This is a genomic window from Bradyrhizobium macuxiense, assembly GCF_001542415.1.
In the GTDB taxonomy this organism is placed as follows: Bacteria; Pseudomonadota; Alphaproteobacteria; order Rhizobiales; family Xanthobacteraceae; genus Bradyrhizobium; species Bradyrhizobium macuxiense.
Genome location: NZ_LNCU01000042.1, coordinates 37261 through 58606, shown reverse-complemented (window position 1 = coordinate 58606; position 21346 = coordinate 37261). Strand labels below are relative to the sequence as shown.

Genomic DNA, 21346 nt, shown 5'->3' with positions numbered 1-21346 from the left:
TATGCGAACTAATCGGTACGGTTAATATATCCAATGGGCCGGCGCCTGGACAACCGGGTGCCCCAGCCCTTTCGGGAGCAGCGCGCGATGTCCGCCGACCAGTTGCAGGATGAGGCCCCGCCGAAGGAGCAGCCGGCCAGGAAGCCGCCGCCCGAGCCCGGCCCTGCCGACGCTGCCCCAAAGAACGGCGCCGGGACCGGCGATCAAGGCGACGATCCGAGGGCGAAGCGGCGCCCGACCGTGCTGGTCGTCGGCGCCATCATTCTGGTGCTGCTCGCGATCGGCATTGCCTACTACTGGCTGTCCACCCGCAACATCGAAAGCACCGACGACGCCTACACCGACGGGCGCGCGATCACCATCGCGCCGCAAGTGTCCGGCGTCGTGGTGTCGCTCGACGTCAGCGACAACCAGTTCGTCAAGCAGGGACAGCCGCTGATCCATATCGACCCGCGGCAATACCGGATCGACCGCGAACAGGCCGAGGGCGCGCTCGCGACCGCGCAGGCGCAGTATCGCGGCCAGCAGTTCGGCCTGGCGATCGCCAAGAAGAACTTCCCGGCGCAGCTCGAGCAGGCGCGAGCCCAGCTCGAAAACGCCAAGGCGGCGCGCAAGAAGGCGCAGGCCGATTTCGACCGGCAGAAGTCCCTGCCGAAGGCGGCGACGTCGCAGCAGGAGGTCGACGCCGCCGACGCCGCCCTGAAGCAGGCCGAGGCGCAGGTCGCGCTGGCCGACGCCCAGGTCACGCAGAACTCGCCGGTGCCGGAGCGGATCGGCGAGACCGACGCGCAGGTCGGCCAGCTCAAGGGCCAGGTCGAACAGGCGCAGTCGCGGCTGGACCAGGCCGATCTGAACCTGTCGTGGACGACCGTCGCCGCCCCGCAGGACGGCTGGATCACCAAGCGCAACGTCGAAAAGGGCAATTACGTCGCGCCGGGACAACAGCTGTTTTCCATCGTCGCGCCCGAGGTCTGGATCACCGCGAACTTCAAGGAAAGCCAGCTCGCCGACATGCGTCCCGGACAGCACGTCACGATCAAGGTAGACGCCTATCCGAGCCTCAAGCTTGAAGGCCATGTCGACAGCATCCAGCTCGGCTCCGGATCCAAATTCACCGCGTTCCCGCCCGAGAACGCCACCGGCAATTTCATCAAGATCGTGCAGCGGGTGCCGGTCAAGATCGTGATCGACAAGGGCCTCGATCCGAACATCCCCCTGCCCCTCGGAATTTCCGTCGTGCCGACGGTCACGGTGCGATGAGCGAGACCACCGAGCACCACGAAGACTGGAAGCCGTCCTACAATCCGTGGCTGATCGCGATTGTGGTGACGCTTGCCGCCTTTATGGAGATTCTCGACACCACCATCGTCAACGTCGCGCTGCCGCACATCGCCGGCAGCCTGTCGTCAAGCAACAATGAAGCCACCTGGGCGCTGACCTCCTATCTGGTCGCCAACGGCATCGTGCTGACGATCTCCGGATGGCTCGGCGATCTGCTCGGCCGCAAGCGCTACTTCCTGATCTGCATCGCGATGTTCACGGTCTGCTCGTTCCTCTGCGGGATCGCGCAGAGCCTGGCGCAGCTCATCATCTTCCGCCTGATGCAGGGGTTCTTCGGCGGCGGCCTGCAGCCGAACCAGCAATCCATCATCCTCGACACCTTCCCGCCCGCCAGGCGCGGCGCCGCCTTCGGCGTGGCCGCGATCGCCGTCGTCATCGCACCGATCATCGGCCCGACATTGGGCGGCTACATCACCGATCAGGCGACGTGGCGCTGGATCTTCTTCATCAACATCCCGGTGGGGATCATCGCCACTTTCTTCATCTCCGTCATGGTCGAGGATCCGCCGTGGGAGAAGAATCGCAGGAATCGCGGCATCGACTACATCGGCCTCGGCCTGATCGCCATCGGCCTCGGTTCGTTCCAGATCATGATGGACCGCGGCGAGGACGCCGACTGGTTCAATTCCGGCTTCATCCGCGTGATGGCCCTGCTCGCTTTCGTCGGAATATCAGGTGCGATCGGCTGGCTGTTGATCGCGAAGAAGCCGATCGTCGACCTGTCGGTGTTCAAGGACAAGAACTTCACGGGCGGCTGCATCATGATCGGCGCCACCGGCGGAATCCTGTATGCGGGCGCCGTCATCATCCCTCAGCTCGCCCAGACCGTGCTGATGTACACCCCGACCTGGGCGGGCCTCATCCTGTCGCCCGGCGGCGTCGCCGTGGTCCTGTTGATCCCGCTTGTCGGACGGCTGATGACGGTGATGCAGACGCGATACGTCATCGCGCTGGGATTCACCATCATGGGCTTCGCGTTCCTGTACGCGACGACGCTGGTCCCCAATGTCGATTTCAAGACCCTCGCCTTCATGCGCACCTTCCAGTCGTCGGCGCTGGCCTTCCTGTTCGTGCCGATCAGCACCGTGGCCTATATGACGCTGCCGCGGGAACTCAACAGCGACGGCTCGGCGCTGTTCGCCATGTTCCGCAACGTGTTCGGCTCGGTCGGGATTTCGCTCGCGACCTCGCAGATCACCCAGCGTTCGCAGGTCCATCAGAGCTACCTGTCGCAGTGGGCGACGCCGTTCCATCAGCCCTATCAGGCGCTGGTGGCGCAATACGAGCAGTCGCTCAGGGCCATGGGCCACGCCGGCGCAGGCGTGCACGACACGGCTGTGGGCCACGTCTATCAGGTGATGAGAACTCAGGTCGCGATCCTCGCCTATACGGACGTGTTCTTCTACTGTGCGGTGGTCGCCTTCACCGTGGTTCCGTTCTGCTTCCTGCTCTCGGCGAAGATCGGCGGTATGAGACCCGGGGGTGGTCATTGATGTCGCGACCGATCTGCAAACGCGCGCTCGTGCTTCTGGCGACGGCTGCGGTCCTCGCCGGCTGCAGCGTCGGCCCCGATTTCGTCCAGCCGGATTCCCATTTGCCCGACCAGAAGACGTTCGCGGGACAGACGTTCTCCGACACGCATCTGCCGGCGCCGACCGATCCGAACTGGTGGAAGGTGTTCGGCGATCCCGTGCTGACCAATCTGGAGAGCCGCGTCGCCGAGGCCAATCTCGACGTGCGCACCGCCACGATCAGGATCGCCGAGAGCCGCTATCAGCGCAGCGCGACGGCCTCCGCCCAGTTCCCCAGCATCAACGGTGACGGGAAATACAATCGCGAGCTCTACAGCAAGAACGGCATCGCCAGCCTGCTCACACCGTTGCTTCCGCCGGGGTCCGGCGGGGTCAATCTCCAGCCGATCAACGAATACAATGTCGGTCTCGACATGTCGTGGGAGCTCGATCTGTGGGGCCACGTGCGGCGGCAGATCGAAGCCGCCGACGCGCAGGTCGATCAGGCCGAGGACCGCCGGCGCGATGCGCTGGTGTCGGTGCTGGCCGAGCTCGCCAGCGATTATATCCAGCTCCGCGGCGTGCAGGAGCAGATCCGGATCGCCGAGAACAATCTCAAGGTCGATGGTGAGGTCCTGCAGCTCGCCCAGCAGCTTCAGCAGAAGGGTGTGCGCTCCGGCCTCGATACCGAAAACGCCGCCGCCCAGGTCGAAGGCATCCGCGCGCAGATTCCGAACCTGCAGCAACAGCAGATCCAGTACATGAATGCCATCGCCCTGCTGCTCGACCTTCCGCCGTCGGCGCTCAACGCCGAGCTGTCGCCGCGGCGCGTGATCCCGCGCTCGCCGCCCCGCATTCCCCTGGGCATTCCGTCAGAGCTGGCGCGCCGCCGGCCCGACATCCGCAGCGCCGAGGATCAACTACACACCGCGACGGCCAATATCGGCGTTGCCGTCGCCAACTTCTATCCGAAGTTCCAGCTCAACGGCAATGTCGCGCTCGACTCGCTCGAGTTCAGCAATCTATTCAAGGGCTCCTCCCTGCAATACACGGTGGGCCCGAGCGTATCGCTGCCGATCTTCGACGGCGCGCGGCTCACGAGCATGCTCAAGCTCAGCGATGCCCAGCAGGCGGAAGCCGCGATCACCTACCACAAGACCGTACTGCAGGCCTGGCACGAGGTCGTCAACGCGCTTGCCGCCCACCGGCTCGAGCAGACCCGCCGGACCCGGCTGCGCGCCCAGCTCGACCACACCCGCGCGGCGCTGGACCTTGCGCGCTCGCGCTACAATGACGGCGTCACTGACTTCCTGAGCGTGCTCGACGCCGAGCGCAGCCTGCTGCAGAACGAGCAGCAATACGCGACCAGCACGACCAACGTGTCGCTCAACCTCGTCACGCTGTTCAAGGCGCTGGGCGGTGGCTGGGAGCAGACTTTCCCCGATCCGCCCCGGCCGGCCATCGTGCAAGTCAGCAACTAGCTCGTTTTCGAGCGAAGTGGATACCGGTTCGCGTGAAGAAAACGCGTCAAAACAAAGATCTTGAGCTTCGGTTCTGATTCAATCAGAACCGACTCCAGGCGCCAACTCAAATCACCGCCCGCGTCGAAGCTGAGGGATCGCACATCGACCGGCCGCAAAGACCACCTTGGCCTTGGGCAGCCTCGCGTGATTTTGCGCACCTGCCCGGTTATGGATTAGTAAGACTGAATGAACGACTTCGCCCACGCGCTGGAAACAGCCGCCAGCCTGATCGGCCATCTTGATGCCGAGCTCTGCGAGATTGTTGCACTGTCGCTCGGCGTAAGCCTGACCGCGAGCGGTTTCGCCTTTGTGCTCGGGGCTCCTCTTGGTACGGCATTGGCCATCTATCGCTTCCGCGGCAAAGGCGCGTTGATCGTAGCCGCCAACGCCCTGCTCGGGCTGCCGCCTGTCGTTGTCGGCCTTGCCGTCTATCTTCTCCTGTCCCGATCCGGACCACTGGGTTCGCTCGGGATCCTGTTCACGCCGACGGCCATGATCATCGCCCAGGCTTGCCTCGGCCTTCCGATCGTGGTGGCGCTCGTTCACCGGATGATGGTGGACGTATGGGCCACCTACGGCGATGCCCTCCTTGCCGATGGGGCCTCGCGCCCGCGCGCCACCTGGCCGCTGATGTGCATTGCGCGCGATGGCCTCCTCACCGCGTTCCTGGCGGCGTTTGGCAGGGCAATCGCGGAGGTCGGAGCAATCATCATCGTGGGTGGCAACATTCGCGGCTATACGCGGACCATGACGACGGCGATAGCTCTCGAGACGAGCAAGGGCGAATTGAGCTTCGCACTTGCTTTGGGCCTCATTCTGGTGATCATTTCGCTGACCGTGAGCGCGTTGAGCCTTTTCTTCGGCCGCGTCATCGCGGGCCGCTGAACGGCACAAACATCCATTGGCGCCGGGGAGACATCTCGCATGAACCGTTGGCTCAGCTCATTTAGAACAGTGACCGTCGCCGTGCTCACCTTGCTGAGCGCTCAGGCGTCCGCACAAGACCAATCAATAGTCGTGGCATCGACGACCTCAACGCAGGACTCCGGCCTGTTCGGTTATCTGCTGCCGATCGTCAGGCAGACGACCGGCATCGAGGTGAAGGTGCTGGCTCAGGGCACCGGCCAGGCGCTCGACACGGCGCGCCGCGGCGATGCCGACGTGGTGTTCGTTCACGCAAAATCAGCCGAAGAGAAGTTTCTCGCGGAGGGCTTCGGCGTGAAGCGCTATCCTGTGATGTACAATGATTTTGTCGTCATCGGTCCGAAGAGCGATCCGGCCGGGATCAAGGGCAAGGATGTCCTGACGGCGCTGCAAATGATACGAACCAAGGCCGCGCCGTTCGTATCCCGCGGGGACCGCTCCGGCACCAATCTTGCCGAGCTTGCGCTCTGGAAGGACGCCGGCGTCGACATCGCAAAGGACCGTGGCCCCTGGTACAAGGAGATCGGCCAAGGCATGGGCGCCGCGCTGAACATCGCATCGGCGTCAAACGCCTACGTGCTCTCGGATCGCGGCACATGGCTGGCGTTCCGGAATCGCGGCGATCTGGCAATCCTCGTTGAAGGCGACAAGCGCCTGTTTAATCAGTACGGTGTCATGCTGGTAAACCCGGCCAAGCATCCCACGGTGAAGAAAGATGCGGGCCAGCGCTTCATCGACTGGCTGGTTTCCCCGGAAGGGCAGAACGCAATCGCCGGCTACAAAATCAACGGCCGGCAGCTCTTTTACCCGAATGCGAATGATCCCAACGCCTGAGTCTGGCGGTTAGAGCGCGACGAGATCAGGTTGAATCGTCATCGCGCTTTAGCTTCTTGTTTAAGCATGATCTTTTCGGAAAACCGCTTCACACTTTTCCGGATCATGCTCTAGGGTCAACAGCCGACCTGCGCGGCCGCCCCGATCGTCGTTGCGCCGCCGACTTGCGATCCCAGTTGCGCGAAGCCGCCGCTGAAGGAGAGCAGCAGCGGCTCATTCCCGTTGTGGACTTACTTCAGCTTATACGTGCCGGTTTGATGATTGCAGTCCTGAACCGTTCCGTCTTTCACGACCGGAAACGGACCCAAGGGATGGACTGTGCCGGTGACCGTCATGCCCTCGTATTTGCCGGTGCCGGCAACAGTTTCCCGGGTGAGACTTCCATCACTCGCGAGCGAAAATTTTGACAGGCGTTTGTCGCCGTCCACATCCACGCTCTCGCATACGGCTCCCCCCGTGAACTTCCCGTCAAGCGAGGCATTCATCCCCACGCAGCGGAAGCTGTTCTTGTCAAACATACCACCGGGAGGATTGCTGAGGATACTACCCGTCAGCTCGTAACCGGACGCGGTGTTGCCCTTGGAAAAAGCGATCGTGTTGTTAACGCCCGTCCAGCACGCGGTATAGTCGTAGCTGCCCTCCTTTGGCAGCTCGATCGCGAACGCGGAAGGCGTAGCGGAAATGGCGATCAGCAAGGCAATTGCATGGCTTCGCATGACATTCCCCTCCTAAAAGCATTTTTGAAAATATCTGTCCCTCCTGAGCGAGACGCTGAATAGTACCACGACAATCAGAGGTTCGCCGCAAAATTGGTCGCCTGAAGCGACAAGTCGGACCGCATCGCCACAGCTGCCCTTGCCGTCCTTGCGGGCCACCACGCGCAGGGTCTGTGGCCGGCCGGCCCCGGTGAACAAAGACAGCGTAGACATCAAACGCGGCGCGAGCACAATCGGCCGCTGCGCGGCCGAGACGTCTCCGATGCAATCTCACAACCATTTCGGTACGTCGGTGCGGACGAATTTGCGCAACCGGTCGATCAATGCGACCGGATCCGGATCGACGCGCTATTGGGCGTTACCTGGCGACGGCGTAGACGTCAGGATCGTAGCTCGAGCTCGGATTCTTGAACGCGTTGCGCAGCGCCGGCGACATCGGGACGTTGTAGTTGATGCCGTTCGGCGGGGTCGGCGACTCCAGCCACTTCTTGTACATGACCTCGATCTCCGGGCTCCCGTAAAGCTCGGCCGTGGTCCGGTCGGCCAACGCCTTGAACGGCGCATCCTCCCTGCGCAGCATGATCCCGTAGGGCTCCGGCTTCGAGAATATCTCGGTGCTGATCATGTAGGCGGCAGGCTCCTTCGATCGCGCGATCGCGACGGCGAGTTGCACATCATCGAGCGCATAGGCATGGGCGCGATCGGTCTCCAGCAGCAGGAACGCCTCAGCCTGGTCCTGCGCGGGAAGAATCTTGATGCCGAGCTTGCGGTCGGCATTGATCTTGGCGAGTTGCGCCAGGTTGACCGAGCCGGCCACGGCCGTCACCGCCTTCCCCTTCAGGTCGTCGATGGTGTTGATGTTGGAGGATTTCTTGGCGGCAAACCGCGTTGCACTGAGGAAATGCGTGTTGGTGAAGGTCACCTGCTTCTGGCGATCGGCGCTGTTGGTGGTCGCCGAGCAATGCAGGTCGATCGTGCCGTTGACCATCAAGGGGATACGATTCGACGAGGTCACGGGCAGATAGTCGACGGCGATGTCAGGCGTGCCGAGCTGCTTCTTCACCGCGTCCACGATCTTGAGGCAGATATCGAGGGCAAAGCCGATCGGCCGCTGATGGTCGTCGAGATAGCTGAAGGGAACCGAGGCCTCCTGGTAGCCGAGCGTGATCTTCTTCGTTTCCTTGACCTTCTGCAGCGTGCCGGACAGCTCGTCCGCTGCCGCAGGGCACGCGACAAAGGTGACTGCCAAAAGAACGGCGGGCAAACGCATCGATGGCTCCATTGATCAAGTGTGCGGGCTCTTCGTGCCCGAGCCATGCGAATGCCTTGAGCAGAGACGCAAGCATGCGTGATAGCTCGCACCGGGGCAAGGAGCCAGACGAAGATGTTTCTATCAGCTATCGCGCTTTGTTATGCGCTGGTCGCGCGACGCACCCTTGATGTCACAATGACAATCTCGCCCGTTCGAGTGCGACAAAACAACCCGACGGGCAGCTCGGTAAAATCCGTCAAGCCTGCACGTGAAAAATATTTCTGTTTATCAGAATCGTAACTTGATGTATGAATTGCCCGTCTCACCCGATTGAGGGGCGCGTCGCGATCGTCACGAGTGTTGCGGTGAGATGCGGTGGACGCCGATTGCGTGACTGACGAGCACGTATGAGGCGGACGGCGAAGTCGTGCAGGCCTGACGCCCTAGTGGCAGGTGTCTTATCAGCGAGAGCCAAGCTCTCTTGCTGATGACGGTGACAAAAGAGCCCGGTCTCGCCGGGGAGAGCCCGTATAAGCCGTAAACCATCGCGCAGGGAAAGCCGGATTGCTCCGGTTACACCTGTGGTCCTACCTCCCGTGCTTACTATTTTGCACGGGACCCATGGGTGCGATCGGCACCCGGCTTTCCCTGCGCCCTCTGATTTCAGAGAGGGCGAAACGAGATCCATAGCTCGGACGATTCAAGTCGCGAGAATGCGGACGCTTATCTGCAATTTGATGTGTGGATCAGAGGCTAACCCCGTCATCCTGAGGTGCGAGCGGAGCGAGCCTCGAAGGATCGACGGCCACCGGTCGGGCCGTGCATCCTTCGAGACGCGCGTTCCGCGCTCTTCAGGATGACGGGATTGATAATCTTCGCAGGGACGACACCGCTGTCGGGGTAGTCACGTGCGATGAGTAGATATATCCGATCAAATGCTCGCAATGATGTGACACGCGCCCGCCACGCCTCCCGCTCCCCCCGCCCATCGAAGACATTGCTGCCTGCCCGCAATTTTCGTACATCGTTGCTGCAATGACCACGCAACTCTCCCCCAATTCCGTCGACGTGCTGCTGTTCGATATCGGCCGCGTCGTGATCGATATCAGCTTCGACAGGGTGATGGCGAACTGGGCGGGACATGCCGGCTGCGCGCCGGCCGATCTCGCCAGGCGCTTCGTCGTCGACGACAGCTTCAAGCATCACGAGGTCGGCAAGGTCGACGACGCGGCGTTCTTCGCGAACCTGCGCCGGTCGCTCGGCATAGATCTCACCGATGAGCAATTCCTCGAGGGCTGGAACGCTATCTTCACCGGCGAGATGCCGGGCATCGCGCCGCTGCTCGCCGGCGCGGCGAAGCGGCTGCCGCTCTATGCCTTTTCCAACACCAACCCGGCCCACATCGCGCATTTCTCGGTCGCCTATGCCGACGTGCTCAGCCATTTCCGCACCGTGTTCCTGTCGTCGGCGATCGGGCTTCGAAAACCCGACGCCGCGGCCTATGATCATGTGGTAAAAGCGATCGGCGTGCCGGCGTCGCGGATCCTGTTTTTCGACGACACGGCGGCCAATATCGAGGGTGCGCGGGCGCGCGGCCTTCATGCCATCCACGTGACATCGACGGATGACGTGGCGAGGGCACTCACCGCACTTGGGATATGAAGACCCCGGGATGTAGAGTTCCTGGGATTTGAGGAGGCCTGCCCGTGGCCCTGATGCCGGTTGCCGATGCCCTGTCAGCCATTCTCGCCGGCGCCGAGCCGCTGCCTGAAGAGATGGTCGCGCTCGATATCGCCTATCACCGCACGCTGGCGCGTGACGTCGCGGCGCGGCGTACGCAGCCGCCGCAGGCGATGTCGGCAATGGACGGCTATGCGGTGCGCGCGGACGATGCCTCCGACCTGTCGGCCCGGCTGAAGGTGATCGGCGAGGTCGCCGCCGGCCGGCCGTTCGAGCGGACCGTCGGTGCGGGCGAAGCCGTGCGGATCTTCACCGGCGGGGTGATCCCTGACGGCGCCGACGCCATCATCATCCAGGAAGACACCAGGATTGACGGCGATCACATCACGATCACGGAAGCGGCCGCGAAGGGCCGGCATATCCGCCCCGCCGGCGTCGACTTCCGCGAGGGTGACGTGCTGCTTGCGGGCGGCAGCCGCCTCTCCGACCGGGCGCTCTCGCTGGCCGCTGCCATGAACTATCCGGAACTGGCGGTGCGCCGCCGCCCGAAGGTCGCGGTGCTGGCGACCGGCGACGAGCTGGTGATGCCGGGCTCCCGTCCCGGCCCCGGCCAGATCGTCTATTCCAACGGCTACGCGCTGCGGGCACTGGCCCGCGCCGAGGGCGCCGAGACCGTCGATCTCGGGATCGCCGCCGACACCGTCGCCGCCACCACGGCCGGCATCCGCCGGGCCCGCGACGTCGATGCCGACATCCTGATCACCACCGGCGGCGCCTCGGTCGGCGACCACGACCTCGTCAAGCAGTCGCTGGAGGCAGAGGGCGTCCGGATGGCGTTCTGGCGGATCGCGATGCGGCCCGGCAAGCCGATGATGCACGGCCGATTGGGCGCGATGCGGGTGATCGGCCTGCCCGGCAATCCGGTGTCCTCCTACGTCTGCGCCTTCCTGTTTCTGGTGCCGTTGATTCGGGCCCTGAGCGGCCGAAAAGTGATTCATCATGCCCGCGAGAGCGCCCTGCTCGGCCGCGATCTCGGCGCCAACGACCAGCGCGAGGACTATCTGCGAGCGCGACTGGAAGAGCGTGACGACGGCACGCTGATCGCAACGCCCGTCACCCAGCAGGACAGCTCGCTGTTGGGGAATCTCGCTGCGGCACGGGCACTTTTGATCCGTCCGCCGTTTGCGCCAGCGGCCTCCGAGGGCGATGCGTGCGAGATTCTGACGCTGCCGGAATGACACTGCGTCATCGCGCCGATCTGCCGTCATTGTCGGCTGCATTCACCGGAAATTAAGTGGTTGCGGAACACATATCGAACATATAGTGTCCGTTCATGATTTGTTTCGAGTACTGGTGTCTACAATTGGGAGCGCGCCTGGGAGTCCTGCGTGTCACGCGCTCCCGAGGCGAGGCCTCCTGAAAGTCTCGGAATCGAACGACGCTATCAACCGGGGGAATACTCGAGATGCTCACGCGCAAACAGTACGAACTTCTGCGTTTCATCAACGAACGTCTGAAAGAGGCCGGCGTCCCGCCCTCCTTCGACGAGATGAAGGACGCGCTCGACCTGCGCTCGAAATCCGGTATCCATCGCCTCATCACCGCGCTCGAGGAGCGCGGCTTCATCCGCCGCCTGCCGAACCGCGCCCGCGCGATTGAAGTGATCAAGCTGCCTGAGCTCTCGGCCGGTGGCGGCAATGGCCGTCGCGGCTTCACGCCCAGCGTCATCGAAGGCACGCTCGGCAAGCGCCCCTCTACGCCGCCGATCGCCGAGGAGGACGGCAATCGTCCGGTCGCAGTCCCCGTCATGGGTCGGATCGCGGCCGGTACGCCGATCGAGGCGCTGCAGACCCGCAGTCACACCATCAGCGTGCCGCCCGACATGCTCGGCACCGGCGAACATTACGCGCTGGAAGTCCGCGGCGATTCCATGGTCGATGCCGGCATCCTCGACGGCGACATGGCGCTGATCCAGCGCAACGAGACCGCCAATACCGGCGATATCGTGGTGGCGCTGATCGACGAAGAGGAAGCGACCCTGAAGCGCTTCCGCCGCCGGGGCGCGTCGATCGCGCTCGAGCCCGCCAACACTGCCTACGAAGTGCGCATCCTGCCACCCAACCGGGTGCGGATTCAGGGCAAGTTGATCGGTCTCTATCGCAAATACTGACGGTGACTGACGGCAGCGGATGTCCCGGCGCGACGACGCAGTGCGTTGCGCAATCGATGCTTGAGGATGCAAGGGAACGAGCGGCGTTGAGCGCCGTTGCTTCATGGACTGTACTGCGCGCCCGTCTCCGGTGCGCCCCGATACCTCCGGGTCGCTGTAGCGTGTTTGTGATCGGAGCCAGACGCAGCCAGTCGTACAATCGCCCACAAACGGGAAGAAACTCGTTTGCTGTCGTCCACTCTGGTAGAGGCCTGCGCCTCAGGAGAGGCACGGGTCGCTATCTCGAAATGAGGAGCCATCCGATGTGTGACTATAGTCTGCACGCCGTGGCATCGCGCCCCGCCATTGTCGGAGAGACGCTGATCACCACGACATTCCGCGGCACGTCTACCCGCGGCTTTGCTTCGGAGAATGATCCCACTGTCGCGGTATGCATGCTTCCCGGCACCGAACTCGCATTCGTCGAGAACGTCCGCTACGACAGTCGCTGGATCTGGACCAAGACGATCGGCTTCCGCGTTGGTGTGTTCAACGAGGTCGAGCCCGACGTCCCCGATCGCCATCATGATGCGGTCGAATTCCCCGACGGCAACCACGTGCTGGTGACCCAGCTCTGCGAAGGACAGCGCGTCACCGTGCTGCAGCTGCCGGCACTTCACCCGCCGGTTACGCAAAAGCCGAAGGTGGTGGAGCGACGGCCCTCTGCATTCGCGTCGCTGTTTTTGGGTTGAGCGCATCTTGGCCGCAGGATGAGTCCGTCCCGCGGCGGGTGACCTAAGCGATTTCGAGCGACCCCGGGACTGCGGGTTCCGGGGCGCAGTCGGGGATTTGCGTCAGACGGCGCCTTGGCGCATCATCGCGCACGGACAAGGATGGACGTGCTCGGTGGTCGACAAGGTCACATGGCAAAAGGCTGGACGCGTCACGGAGCCGGGCCGCTACATGTTCCGGTTCGGCTGGCTCACGGTCACGGCCGATGACCTGAAGGTCTGGCAGCAGTTTCCCGAGGCGGTCTTCACCCTCGTCAAGAAGCCCGACGCCGACCCCGACTCGGCCGAATACCACCTCGGCCTCTTCGAGATCCCGACCACTCCCCAGCCCGATCAACCCTAGTCGTCGCCCTGCAGATCGGCCTCCGCCGGGGTCGCATCGACCGCCGGCCGCGGCGCGGTGCCGGGCACGCGTAGCGCCGCCTCGCTCTCGCCGTCACCGGGAACCGCCGGCGACCACGGCCGGTCGACCCCGCTCGGCTTGACCGCATGGATGGCGAAGCCGTCGCTGGTGCGCCGCAACGCCAACGCACCGTGGCGCCGCACCCGCTCGGCATCGATCACGGAGGCCGCGCAGCCCTGCGGTGCCGACCGGGCCGTCACGATCAGCACCGCACGCTCGCAATCGTCGGCCAGCGCCTCGGGCCGCATCGCCAGCGAAACCAGCGCGCCGCCGGTACCCTGGGTCACGCAGCCGCTCTCATCGCAGGAGACGCCATCGCCGAGCGAAGGATCGGCCGGGGTCCGCGCATCCGCATCCGCCGCCAGCCATTCCTTCACGAGGAAGGCATCCTTGCCGCTCCGCATCAGATGCAGCCGCCCGTCCCCGCCGCGAACCGCGACGTTGCGGCCATCCGCGGAGATCAGGACGTCCGGTTGCGGCACCCGCACCGCCCAGACCAGCGACACCGCCAGCAAAGCCGCGCCCGACCAGCGCAGCGGCGTACGCAGCAGCCCGAGCAGAACAAGGCCCGCGCTCGCTGCGATCATCGGCCCGGTCCCGAACGCCGCCATGCGGCCGACCGCGCCCGGCAGCGCGGCGACCCATTGCGTCACCACGATCATCCAGTCGATGCCGACGCCCATGATCGCCCAGAACACGCCGTCGAACCCGAACGGCATGGCGGCGAGCCCGAGCAGGCCGGCCGGCATCACCACCGCCGACACCACCGGCATCGCCGCCAGATTGGCGAGCAGCCCGTAGGGCGTCACGCGATGGAAATGGAACGCGGCATAGGGCGTCGTCGCGAGCCCCGCCACCAGCGAGGCCAGCACCAGCATGGCGGCCTCGCGCCCGCCCCACAGCGCCACCCGCGCCGTCACCGAGTGATCGGGCGACGCCAGCAGATTGGGCATCCCGATCTGCACCAGTGCCACCAGCCCGAGGGTCGCCGCAAACGACATCTGGAAGCTCGGATGCACGAGCGCTTCCGGCATGATCACGAGTACGATCAACGCCGCCACCGCCAGCGTGCGGAACGTGATGGCGCGGCGATCGACGATCACTGCCATCAGCACCAATGCGGTCATGAAGAACGACCGCTGGGTCGCAACCTCGGCCCCCGACAGCAGAAGATAGAACGCAGCAGCGACCAGCGCGGCCGCAGCCGCCCATTTCTTGATCGGATATCCCGCCGTCAGCGCCGGGAACAGCGCGAGCAGCGCCCGCACCGCGAAGAACACCACGCCCGCGACGACGGCCATGTGGTAGCCGGAGATCGACAGCACATGGCCGAGCCCCGAGATGAACATCGCATCGTTGACCGGCGTCGTGATCGCATCGCGCCGGCCCGTGAGCAGCGCGGTCGCAATCGCGCGCTGGTCGCCGTCGAGCGTGGTGCGGATCCGCGCGTCGATGGCGTCGCGCAGGCCCTGCATGAACGCCGCGTAGCGCAGCACGAGACCGCCGCTCGCCGGTGGCTCCGTCGTCTTGACCGCCCCCATCACGAAGCCGGAGGCGCCGATGCCCTGGAAGTAGAGATCACGGCCGAAATCATAGGAGCCCGGGCGCTGCGGGCCGAGCGGCGGCAACAGCCGCGCCTTCAATCCGACGAAGCTGCCGACTTCGGGCGCGGTGCCCTTCTTCACCGAGAGCCGCACGCGCTCAAGCTTCGTTGTGTCGCGCGGGCTCTCCATCGAGACGACACGCAGCACGAAACGGTCGGTCTTCTCGCGGATATCGCGCGTTTCGACGAAGCCGGTCAGCGTCACCGAGAACATCGGCCGCGCCAGCACGGTGTGCGCGACGCGCGCCGTCCGCCACGTCGCCGTGGCAAAGCCTGCGGCAACCGCCGCCACCATCACGATTGCCGGAAACAGCCTCTGCCGCCGCAGCAGGAGCGCCAGCACGCACAATGTGGCCGCGACGGCAGCTGCGACCCACAGCACCGGCTCGTGCTCGGCCGCGAAATAGAACGCGATGCCGGTACCGAATGCCACCGGTACCCAAGGCAGCAGCCGCCCGGCGCCCGCCTCGGCGCGTGCCCACTGCCGCAATGTCTCGACGATGGGCGGCCAGATGCTGACGGGAGCCGGGATATAGCCTCCCGCGGGGACGGCCGCGCGCGGCGGCCACGTCCCCGCGTAGCCGCGTTTGCCGCCCGGCGTCGTGCCCTGCTCCGCCATTCCGCTTGCGATCCCTGCCCGGTTGCAAGCCTAGCGGAAGCCGCGGTCAGCCGACTAGCGGAACGAAGCGGCAACCTGCGCGCACCAGGGCACCGGTGCACACCTACGACGCGATCCTGGGAAGGCCTAGCCTTTCCCGCCGACTTCCTTGGCAAAGGTGTCGCGCAGGCCGATGGTGCGGTTGAACACCAGTTTGTCCGCGGTCGTGTCCGGATCGCGCACGAAATAGCCCTGGCGCTCGAACTGCATCGCGTCGGGCGAATTGCTCTCGGCGATCGCAGGCTCGACACGCGCGTCCGTCAGCACTTCGAGCGACTGCGGGTTGAGGTCGGCGGCGAAGTCGGCAGCGTTCGGGCTCGGGTTGGCGAACAGCTGGTTATAGATGCGGATCTCCGCCGGCTTCGACTGTGCCGCGGACAGCCAGTGCATCGTCGCCTTCACCTTGCGGCCGTCGGGCGCGTTGCCGCCCTTGGTCGCGGGATCGTAGGTCGCGCGCAGCTCGACGATCTCGCCGGCGTCGTTCTTGATCACGCCGGTGCACTTGATGAAGTAGGCATAGCGCAGCCGCACCTCATTGCCCGGCGACAGACGGAAGAACTTCTTCGGCGGATTCTCCATGAAGTCGTCGCGCTCGATATAGAGCTCGCGGCCGAAGGCGATCTTGCGGGTGCCGGCGTCCGGATTGTCCGGATGGTTGATCGCCTCGAGCTCCTCGACCTGCCCTTCCGGATAGTTCTCAATCACGACCTTGAGCGGCCGCAGCACCGCCATCCGGCGCTGCGCCGTGCGGTTGAGTTCCTCGCGGATGCAGAATTCGAGCATGCCGACATCGACCACGCTGTTGGCCTTGGCCACGCCGATGCGCTTGATGAATTCGCGCACCGCGGCCGGCGGCACGCCGCGCCGCTTCAGGCCCGCGATGGTCGGCATTCGCGGATCGTCCCAACCCGAGACATGCCCGTCGCGCACGAGCTGGGTCAGCACGCGCTTGGACAGCAGCGTGTAGGTCAGGTTGAGCCGCGCCATTTCGTACTGGCGCGGCTTCGACGGCACCGGCAGCTTGTCGAGCAGCCACTCGTAGAGCGGCCGGTGATCCTCGAACTCCAGCGTGCAGATCGAGTGGGTGATGCCCTCGATCGCGTCCGACTGGCCGTGGGCATAGTCGTAGCTCGGATAGATCGACCATTTGTCGCCGGTGCGCGGATGGTGAGCGTGCAGGATCCGGTACAGCACGGGGTCGCGCAGGTTGATGTTACCGGCGGCCATGTCGATCTTGGCGCGCAGCACGCGGGTGCCGTTCGGAAACTCGCCGGCCTTCATGCGTCGGAACAGGTCGAGGTTCTCGTCGACCGAGCGGTCGCGGAACGGCGAGTTCTTGCCGGGCTCGGTGAGGGTGCCGCGCGAGGCGCGGATTTCATCCTGTGACTGGTCGTCGACATAGGCGTAGCCGGCCTTGATCAGGCCTTCGGCCCAGTCATACAGCCGATCGAAATAGTCGGAGGCGAAAAAGAGGTTGGTTCCCCAGTCGTAGCCGAGCCAACGGACGTCGGCCTGGATGGAGTCGATGTACTCCTGCTCCTCCTTGGTCGGATTGGTGTCGTCGAAGCGCAGGTTACACCGCCCCCCGAACTCCTGGGCGATGCCGAAATTCAGGGCAATCGACTTGGCATGGCCGATGTGCAGGTAGCCGTTCGGCTCCGGCGGGAAGCGGGTCACGATCCGGCTGTGCTTGTGGGAGGAGAGATCGGCCTGGACGATGTCGCGGATGAAGTCGCGCCCTGCCTCTGCCGTCGCCGTATCAATCGTCATCTATAGGTTCCCTGGAGGAGTCTGGCGCACGTTCTGCCAAATTCGTGCGGTTGGGCCAAGTGCGGTTTGACCAAGTCCGGTTTGGCCGAGATTCGGCCCAGCCTGGCTCGGCCAGCCGGAGGCCATCCCAGGCTTTAGTTATGTCCGGTTCCTGCTATACACCACCGCCGTTCACGCATACGCCTCGATAGACCATGACCGATTCCGTCGTTACCCGCTTCGCCCCCTCGCCCACCGGCTTCCTCCACATCGGAGGGGCCCGAACCGCGCTGTTCAACTGGCTCTACGCCAAGAAGCACGGCGGCAACATGCTGCTCCGGATCGAGGACACCGACCGCGAACGCTCAACCAAGGAGGCCATCGACGCCATCCTGGACGGCTTGAGGTGGCTTGAGCTCGATTGGGACGGCGACGTCATCTACCAGTTCAGCCGCGCCGCCCGTCACCGCGAGGTCGCCGAGAGCCTGCTCGCCTCTGGCCGCGCCTATTACTGCTATGCGACCCCGGAGGAGCTGACCGCGATGCGCGAGAAGGCGCGCGCCGAGGGCCGCACCCGTCTCTATGACGGCATGTGGCGCGACCGCGATCCCTCCACCGCTCCGGCAGGCATCAAGCCGACCATCCGCCTGAAGGCGCCGCAGACCGGCGAGACCGTGATCGAGGATCAGGTCCAGGGCCGCGTGGTCTGGCAGAACGAGAACCTCGACGACCTCGTGCTATTGCGCGGCGACGGCACCCCGACCTACATGCTGGCAGTCGTCGTCGACGACCACGACATGGGCGTCACCCACGTGATCCGCGGCGACGATCACCTGATCAATGCCGCGCGCCAGAAGCAGATCTACGACGCGCTGGAATGGGGCATCCCGAGCATGTCCCACATTCCGCTGATCCACGGTCCCGACGGCTCGAAACTGTCGAAGCGTCATGGCGCGCTCGGCGTCGACGCTTATCGCGCCATGGGATATCTGCCCGCCGCGTTGCGCAACTATCTCGTCCGGCTCGGCTGGAGCCATGGCGACCAGGAAATCTTCTCGACGCAGGAGATGATCGACGCGTTCGACCTGTCCGGCGTTGGCCGCTCGGCGGCGCGCTTCGATTTCGCCAAGCTCGAGAACCTCAACGGTCACTACATCCGCAACAGCGACGATCAATCCCTCGTGACCCAGTTCGAGAGCGTGCTGGACTACGTCCCCGAGGGAGCTGCGCTCAAGGCCAAGCTCAACAACACCACGCGCGCGCAATTGCTGCGCGCGATGCCGAGCCTGAAGGAACGTGCCAAGACGCTGATCGAGCTGATCAGCGGCGCCTATTTCATCTTCGCCGACCGTCCGCTCGCGATCGAACCGAAAGCGGCCGCGCTGCTGACGCCGGAAACGCGTGCGCTGATCGGCCGGCTGCGCGCAGCGCTCGAGGCGGTGAATGACTGGAACGCAGAAACCACCGAAACCGCCATGCGGAATTTCGCCGAACTGAACAACCTGAAACTCGGTGCCGTCGCCCAGCCGCTGCGGGTGGTGCTGACGGGACGCACCACGTCGCCGGGCATATTCGACGTTCTGGCTGTCCTGGGACGCCAGGAGTGCCTGGCTCGCCTCGCCGATCAGGCGACATAATCCTGCATGGACCCCCTCCAGGGTCCATCTTGCAGCGCACATTGCAATAAGCTACCCATCTTCGGACGCCTTCTTCACAAGCCGTCACGCCCCGCCACGCGCCGCAAATCATGCGACCGGGCAAGGCCGGTTTTCACAACGAATTCATCGGGGATATCGCGATGGACGCAAAATCCAGCAAGACAGCCACACTCACCATCGGCAACAAAAACTATGATTTCCCGATACTGAGCGGCACCGTTGGGCCCGATGTCATCGACATCGCCAAGCTCTATGGCCAGGCAGGTGTGTTTACCTACGATCCTGGTTTCACTTCGACCGGCAGCTGCCAGTCCAAGATCACCTACATCGACGGCGACGCCGGTATCCTCGAATACCGCGGCTACCCGATCGAGCAGCTCGCCGAGCATGGCGACTTCCTCGAGACCTGCTACCTGCTGCTATACGGGGAGCTTCCGACCCCGGCGCAGAAGAAGAGCTTCGATTACACCGTCACGCACCACACGATGGTGCATGAGCAGATGGCCCGCTTCTTCCAGGGCTTCCGCCGCGACGCCCACCCGATGGCGATCATGGTTGCTGCAGTCGGCGCGCTCGCCGCGTTCTATCACGACTCCACCGACATCAACGATCCGAAGCAGCGGGAGATCGCTTCGATCCGCATGATCGCGAAGATCCCGACCTTGGCGGCGATGGCCTACAAGTACACGGTCGGCCAGCCCTTCGTGTATCCGAAGAACTCGCTCTCGTTTGCCGAGAACTTCCTCAACATGTGCTTCGCGGTGCCCTGCGAGGAATACAAGATCAATCCTGTGCTCGCCGACGCGCTCGACAAGATCCTGATCCTGCACGCCGACCACGAACAGAACGCCTCGACCTCCACCGTGCGCATCGCCGGCTCGTCGGGCGCCAACCCGTTCGCCTGCATCGCGGCCGGCATCGCCTGCCTGTGGGGCCCGGCGCATGGCGGCGCCAATGAAGCCGCGCTCAACATGCTCTACGGCATCGGCAAGGTCGAAAACATTCCGGACTTCATCGCCAAGGTGAAGGACAAGAACAGCGAAGTCCGCCTGATGGGCTTCGGTCACCGCGTCTACAAGAACTACGACCCGCGTGCCAAGATCATGCAGAAGATGTGTCACGCGGTGCTCAAGGAGACTGGGCATGGCGACGATCCGATGCTCAAGGTCGCGCTGGAGCTCGAGAAGATCGCGCTCAACGATCCGTACTTCATCGACCGCAAGCTCTACCCGAACGTCGACTTCTACTCGGGCATCACGCTGAAGGCGATGGGCCTGCCGGTGTCGATGTTCACCGTGCTGTTCGCGGTCGCGCGCACCGTCGGCTGGATCAGCCAGTGGAGCGAGATGATCGAGGATCCGCAGCAGAAGATCGGCCGTCCGCGCCAGCTCTACACCGGTGTCGCTCGTCGCGACTACGTGCCGATCGACAAGCGCAAGTAAGCTCGATTCTCAACGAACACTGGACGGCGCCATCATTCCTGATGGCGCCGTTTTCGTTTGCCGCGCGCGACTTCGGTCGCGAGCGCATCGAGGCGCGGCAGCCAGAACGCCCTGAACCCGTCGAGCCAGTCGTCGACCTCGCGCAGCCGCCTCGGCTCGAGCGCGTAGATGCGCCGCGTACCGTGGGCACGCGCGGACGCGAAGCCCGCATCGCGCAGGATCCGCAACTGCTGCGATACCGCCGATTGAGTGATGCCGAATTCACCTTGCACGACAGCTACTATGTCGCCGGAACTGTGCTCGCCGCCGGCGAGCAATTCCAGGATGCGCCGTCGGACGGGATCGCCGAGGATGTCGAAGGCGTGCACGGATCGCTAGCCTCCGCTCCCCGGCTCCGGCTCGCCGCAATAGAACGCCGTCGTGTTGGCCGCCGCCCTTCGCGCCGCAGCCTCATCCGTGCCTGCCGCGATCGAGGCCCTGCACCAATCCTCGCTGCTGCGGCGAATGAAAACCTTGCCGTCGTCTGAGGCCGGCCATGCCGCGGCCGCGCCGCGGTCGAAGTCCTTGCCCGAAGCGAGGTACAGAGCCAGACCCATCAGCGCGAGGTCCCAGCCGACGCCGACAGCGCCCGGTCCGAAGCGATCCCAGAAGTCGCCCTCGATAACCGAAAGATGCTCCAGCTCCAGGCGCGTTCCCCCGGAGGGATCATCGGCCAATGTCACGGTCACCCAGCTGACACTGCCCATCGCCTCCCAGGTAACGGCGAGCCGGCGCGGCGGCTCGCAAGCCGTGATTTCGCCCCCCGCCTGCCCCTGGAACTGGTAGTGACCACCGAGTTTCAGATCGCCTGAGATGGGCAGGAACCAGCGCGGAATGCGCACGGGATTGGTCAGTGTGTCCCAAAGATCCGTAATGTCGGTGTCGTAGCTGCGGGTCGCGATCACCGCCCGTGCCGGCTTGCCGTCATGTTCCCTGACAGCGACTTCGCGAATGACGGCTCCGACATAGGCGACTGGATCGATCTTCATTTCAGGCTCCACGAGATATATTAGCCATATCTAATATTAATGCATTCTAATAATTCGATGCAAGCGAAAGTGCTGCGGCGAGAT

At 64.2% G+C, this 21346-nt stretch carries 18 protein-coding genes; 12 read left to right on the top strand and 6 right to left on the bottom strand.

Translation table 11 applies throughout. The annotated features are described in order from the left end of the window. Positions 1-57: 57 nt before the first annotated feature. From AS156_RS15235 to AS156_RS15215, 5 genes are all read left to right on the top strand, one after another. The gene (locus tag AS156_RS15235) at positions 58-1260 is read left to right on the top strand and encodes an HlyD family secretion protein (protein WP_245312823.1); all 1203 of its coding nucleotides are present in this window, start codon (positions 58-60) and stop codon (positions 1258-1260) included. Next, positions 1257-2834: a DHA2 family efflux MFS transporter permease subunit gene (locus AS156_RS15230; protein ID WP_066505472.1), complete on the top strand. Its 1578-nt coding sequence runs from the start codon at positions 1257-1259 to the stop codon at positions 2832-2834. The genes AS156_RS15235 and AS156_RS15230 overlap by 4 nt, the downstream gene beginning before the upstream one ends. After that, the gene (locus tag AS156_RS15225) at positions 2834-4333 is read left to right on the top strand and encodes an efflux transporter outer membrane subunit (protein ID WP_066505470.1); all 1500 of its coding nucleotides are present in this window, start codon (positions 2834-2836) and stop codon (positions 4331-4333) included. The genes AS156_RS15230 and AS156_RS15225 overlap by 1 nt, the downstream gene beginning before the upstream one ends. A 228-nt stretch (positions 4334-4561) precedes the next feature. Beyond that, the gene (locus tag AS156_RS15220; RefSeq protein ID WP_066505467.1) at positions 4562-5260 is read left to right on the top strand and encodes an ABC transporter permease; all 699 of its coding nucleotides are present in this window, start codon (positions 4562-4564) and stop codon (positions 5258-5260) included. Positions 5261-5299: 39 nt separating this feature from the next. After that, positions 5300-6133, top strand: coding sequence for an ABC transporter substrate-binding protein (locus AS156_RS15215; RefSeq protein ID WP_066505465.1), 834 nt, complete (start codon positions 5300-5302; stop codon positions 6131-6133). A 230-nt stretch (positions 6134-6363) separates the two neighbouring features. Here AS156_RS15215 and AS156_RS15210 read toward each other — a convergent pair whose 3' ends face one another. Continuing rightward, positions 6364-6849, bottom strand: coding sequence for a hypothetical protein (locus AS156_RS15210; protein WP_066505463.1), 486 nt, complete (start codon positions 6847-6849; stop codon positions 6364-6366). Between the two features lie 358 nt (positions 6850-7207). After that, positions 7208-8119: an amino acid ABC transporter substrate-binding protein gene (locus tag AS156_RS15200; protein WP_066505458.1), complete on the bottom strand. Its 912-nt coding sequence runs from the start codon at positions 8117-8119 to the stop codon at positions 7208-7210. Positions 8120-9136: 1017 nt separating this feature from the next. Here AS156_RS15200 and AS156_RS15195 point away from each other — a divergent pair. The 5 genes from AS156_RS15195 to AS156_RS15175 all read left to right on the top strand — a co-directional run bounded on the left by AS156_RS15195 (position 9137) and on the right by AS156_RS15175 (position 13064). After that, entirely contained in the window at positions 9137-9763 is a 627-nt protein-coding gene (locus AS156_RS15195; protein ID WP_066505456.1) for an HAD family hydrolase, read from the top strand. Between the two features lie 44 nt (positions 9764-9807). Next, the gene (locus AS156_RS15190; protein WP_066505453.1) at positions 9808-11019 is read left to right on the top strand and encodes a molybdopterin molybdotransferase MoeA; all 1212 of its coding nucleotides are present in this window, start codon (positions 9808-9810) and stop codon (positions 11017-11019) included. A gap of 227 nt (positions 11020-11246) precedes the next feature. Further along, positions 11247-11951 carry a transcriptional repressor LexA gene (gene lexA, locus AS156_RS15185; RefSeq protein WP_066505450.1) on the top strand — a complete coding sequence of 235 codons (705 nt, stop codon included), beginning with the start codon at positions 11247-11249 and terminating at the stop codon, positions 11949-11951. A gap of 302 nt (positions 11952-12253) precedes the next feature. Then, positions 12254-12682 (top strand): hypothetical protein, encoded by a 429-nt coding sequence (locus AS156_RS15180; RefSeq protein WP_066505447.1) that lies wholly within the window; start codon positions 12254-12256, stop codon positions 12680-12682. Positions 12683-12836: 154 nt separating this feature from the next. Next, on the top strand, positions 12837-13064 hold the full coding sequence (locus AS156_RS15175; RefSeq protein ID WP_066505445.1) for a hypothetical protein: 228 nt from the start codon (positions 12837-12839) through the stop codon (positions 13062-13064). Here AS156_RS15175 and AS156_RS15170 read toward each other — a convergent pair. Together AS156_RS15170 and AS156_RS15165 are read right to left on the bottom strand one after the other, a co-directional pair. Continuing rightward, on the bottom strand, positions 13061-15346 hold the full coding sequence (locus AS156_RS15170; RefSeq protein WP_066505443.1) for a ComEC/Rec2 family competence protein: 2286 nt from the start codon (positions 15344-15346) through the stop codon (positions 13061-13063). The two genes, AS156_RS15175 and AS156_RS15170, sit on opposite strands and share 4 nt — an antisense overlap. Positions 15347-15472: 126 nt before the next feature. Continuing rightward, positions 15473-17155 (bottom strand): glutamine--tRNA ligase/YqeY domain fusion protein, encoded by a 1683-nt coding sequence (locus tag AS156_RS15165; RefSeq protein ID WP_066505441.1) that lies wholly within the window; start codon positions 17153-17155, stop codon positions 15473-15475. Between the two features lie 194 nt (positions 17156-17349). Between AS156_RS15165 and gltX the strand changes: the two genes are divergently transcribed. Continuing rightward, positions 17350-18771 (top strand): glutamate--tRNA ligase, encoded by a 1422-nt coding sequence (gene gltX / locus AS156_RS15160; protein WP_066505438.1) that lies wholly within the window; start codon positions 17350-17352, stop codon positions 18769-18771. Between the two features lie 161 nt (positions 18772-18932). Then, positions 18933-20234, top strand: coding sequence for a citrate synthase (gene gltA / locus AS156_RS15155; RefSeq protein WP_066505872.1), 1302 nt, complete (start codon positions 18933-18935; stop codon positions 20232-20234). A gap of 32 nt (positions 20235-20266) precedes the next feature. Here gltA and AS156_RS15150 read toward each other — a convergent pair whose 3' ends face one another. Then, the gene (locus tag AS156_RS15150) at positions 20267-20602 is read right to left on the bottom strand and encodes an ArsR/SmtB family transcription factor (RefSeq protein ID WP_066505435.1); all 336 of its coding nucleotides are present in this window, start codon (positions 20600-20602) and stop codon (positions 20267-20269) included. Positions 20603-20608: 6 nt separating this feature from the next. Next, a complete protein-coding gene (locus tag AS156_RS15145; protein ID WP_066505432.1) occupies positions 20609-21262 on the bottom strand; it encodes an SRPBCC family protein in 654 nt (217 codons plus the stop codon). Positions 21263-21346: the final 84 nt, after the last annotated feature.

Excerpts from the sequence above, each read along its gene's own strand:
- AS156_RS15200 (WP_066505458.1), bottom strand. The coding sequence starts at position 8,119 with ATGCGTTTGCCCGCCGTTCTTTTGGCAGTCACCTTTGTCGCGTGCCCT.
- AS156_RS15195 (WP_066505456.1), top strand. The coding sequence starts at position 9,137 with ATGACCACGCAACTCTCCCCCAATTCCGTCGACGTGCTGCTGTTCGAT.
- AS156_RS15220 (WP_066505467.1), top strand. The coding sequence starts at position 4,562 with ATGAACGACTTCGCCCACGCGCTGGAAACAGCCGCCAGCCTGATCGGC.
- AS156_RS15170 (WP_066505443.1), bottom strand. The coding sequence starts at position 15,346 with ATGGCGGAGCAGGGCACGACGCCGGGCGGCAAACGCGGCTACGCGGGG.
- AS156_RS15145 (WP_066505432.1), bottom strand. The coding sequence starts at position 21,262 with ATGAAGATCGATCCAGTCGCCTATGTCGGAGCCGTCATTCGCGAAGTC.
- lexA (WP_066505450.1), top strand. The coding sequence starts at position 11,247 with ATGCTCACGCGCAAACAGTACGAACTTCTGCGTTTCATCAACGAACGT.
- AS156_RS15210 (WP_066505463.1), bottom strand. The coding sequence starts at position 6,849 with ATGCGAAGCCATGCAATTGCCTTGCTGATCGCCATTTCCGCTACGCCT.
- AS156_RS15165 (WP_066505441.1), bottom strand. The coding sequence starts at position 17,155 with ATGACGATTGATACGGCGACGGCAGAGGCAGGGCGCGACTTCATCCGC.
- AS156_RS15215 (WP_066505465.1), top strand. The coding sequence starts at position 5,300 with ATGAACCGTTGGCTCAGCTCATTTAGAACAGTGACCGTCGCCGTGCTC.
- AS156_RS15180 (WP_066505447.1), top strand. The coding sequence starts at position 12,254 with ATGTGTGACTATAGTCTGCACGCCGTGGCATCGCGCCCCGCCATTGTC.
- gltA (WP_066505872.1), top strand. The coding sequence starts at position 18,933 with ATGGACGCAAAATCCAGCAAGACAGCCACACTCACCATCGGCAACAAA.
- gltX (WP_066505438.1), top strand. The coding sequence starts at position 17,350 with ATGACCGATTCCGTCGTTACCCGCTTCGCCCCCTCGCCCACCGGCTTC.
- AS156_RS15230 (WP_066505472.1), top strand. The coding sequence starts at position 1,257 with ATGAGCGAGACCACCGAGCACCACGAAGACTGGAAGCCGTCCTACAAT.
- AS156_RS15225 (WP_066505470.1), top strand. The coding sequence starts at position 2,834 with ATGTCGCGACCGATCTGCAAACGCGCGCTCGTGCTTCTGGCGACGGCT.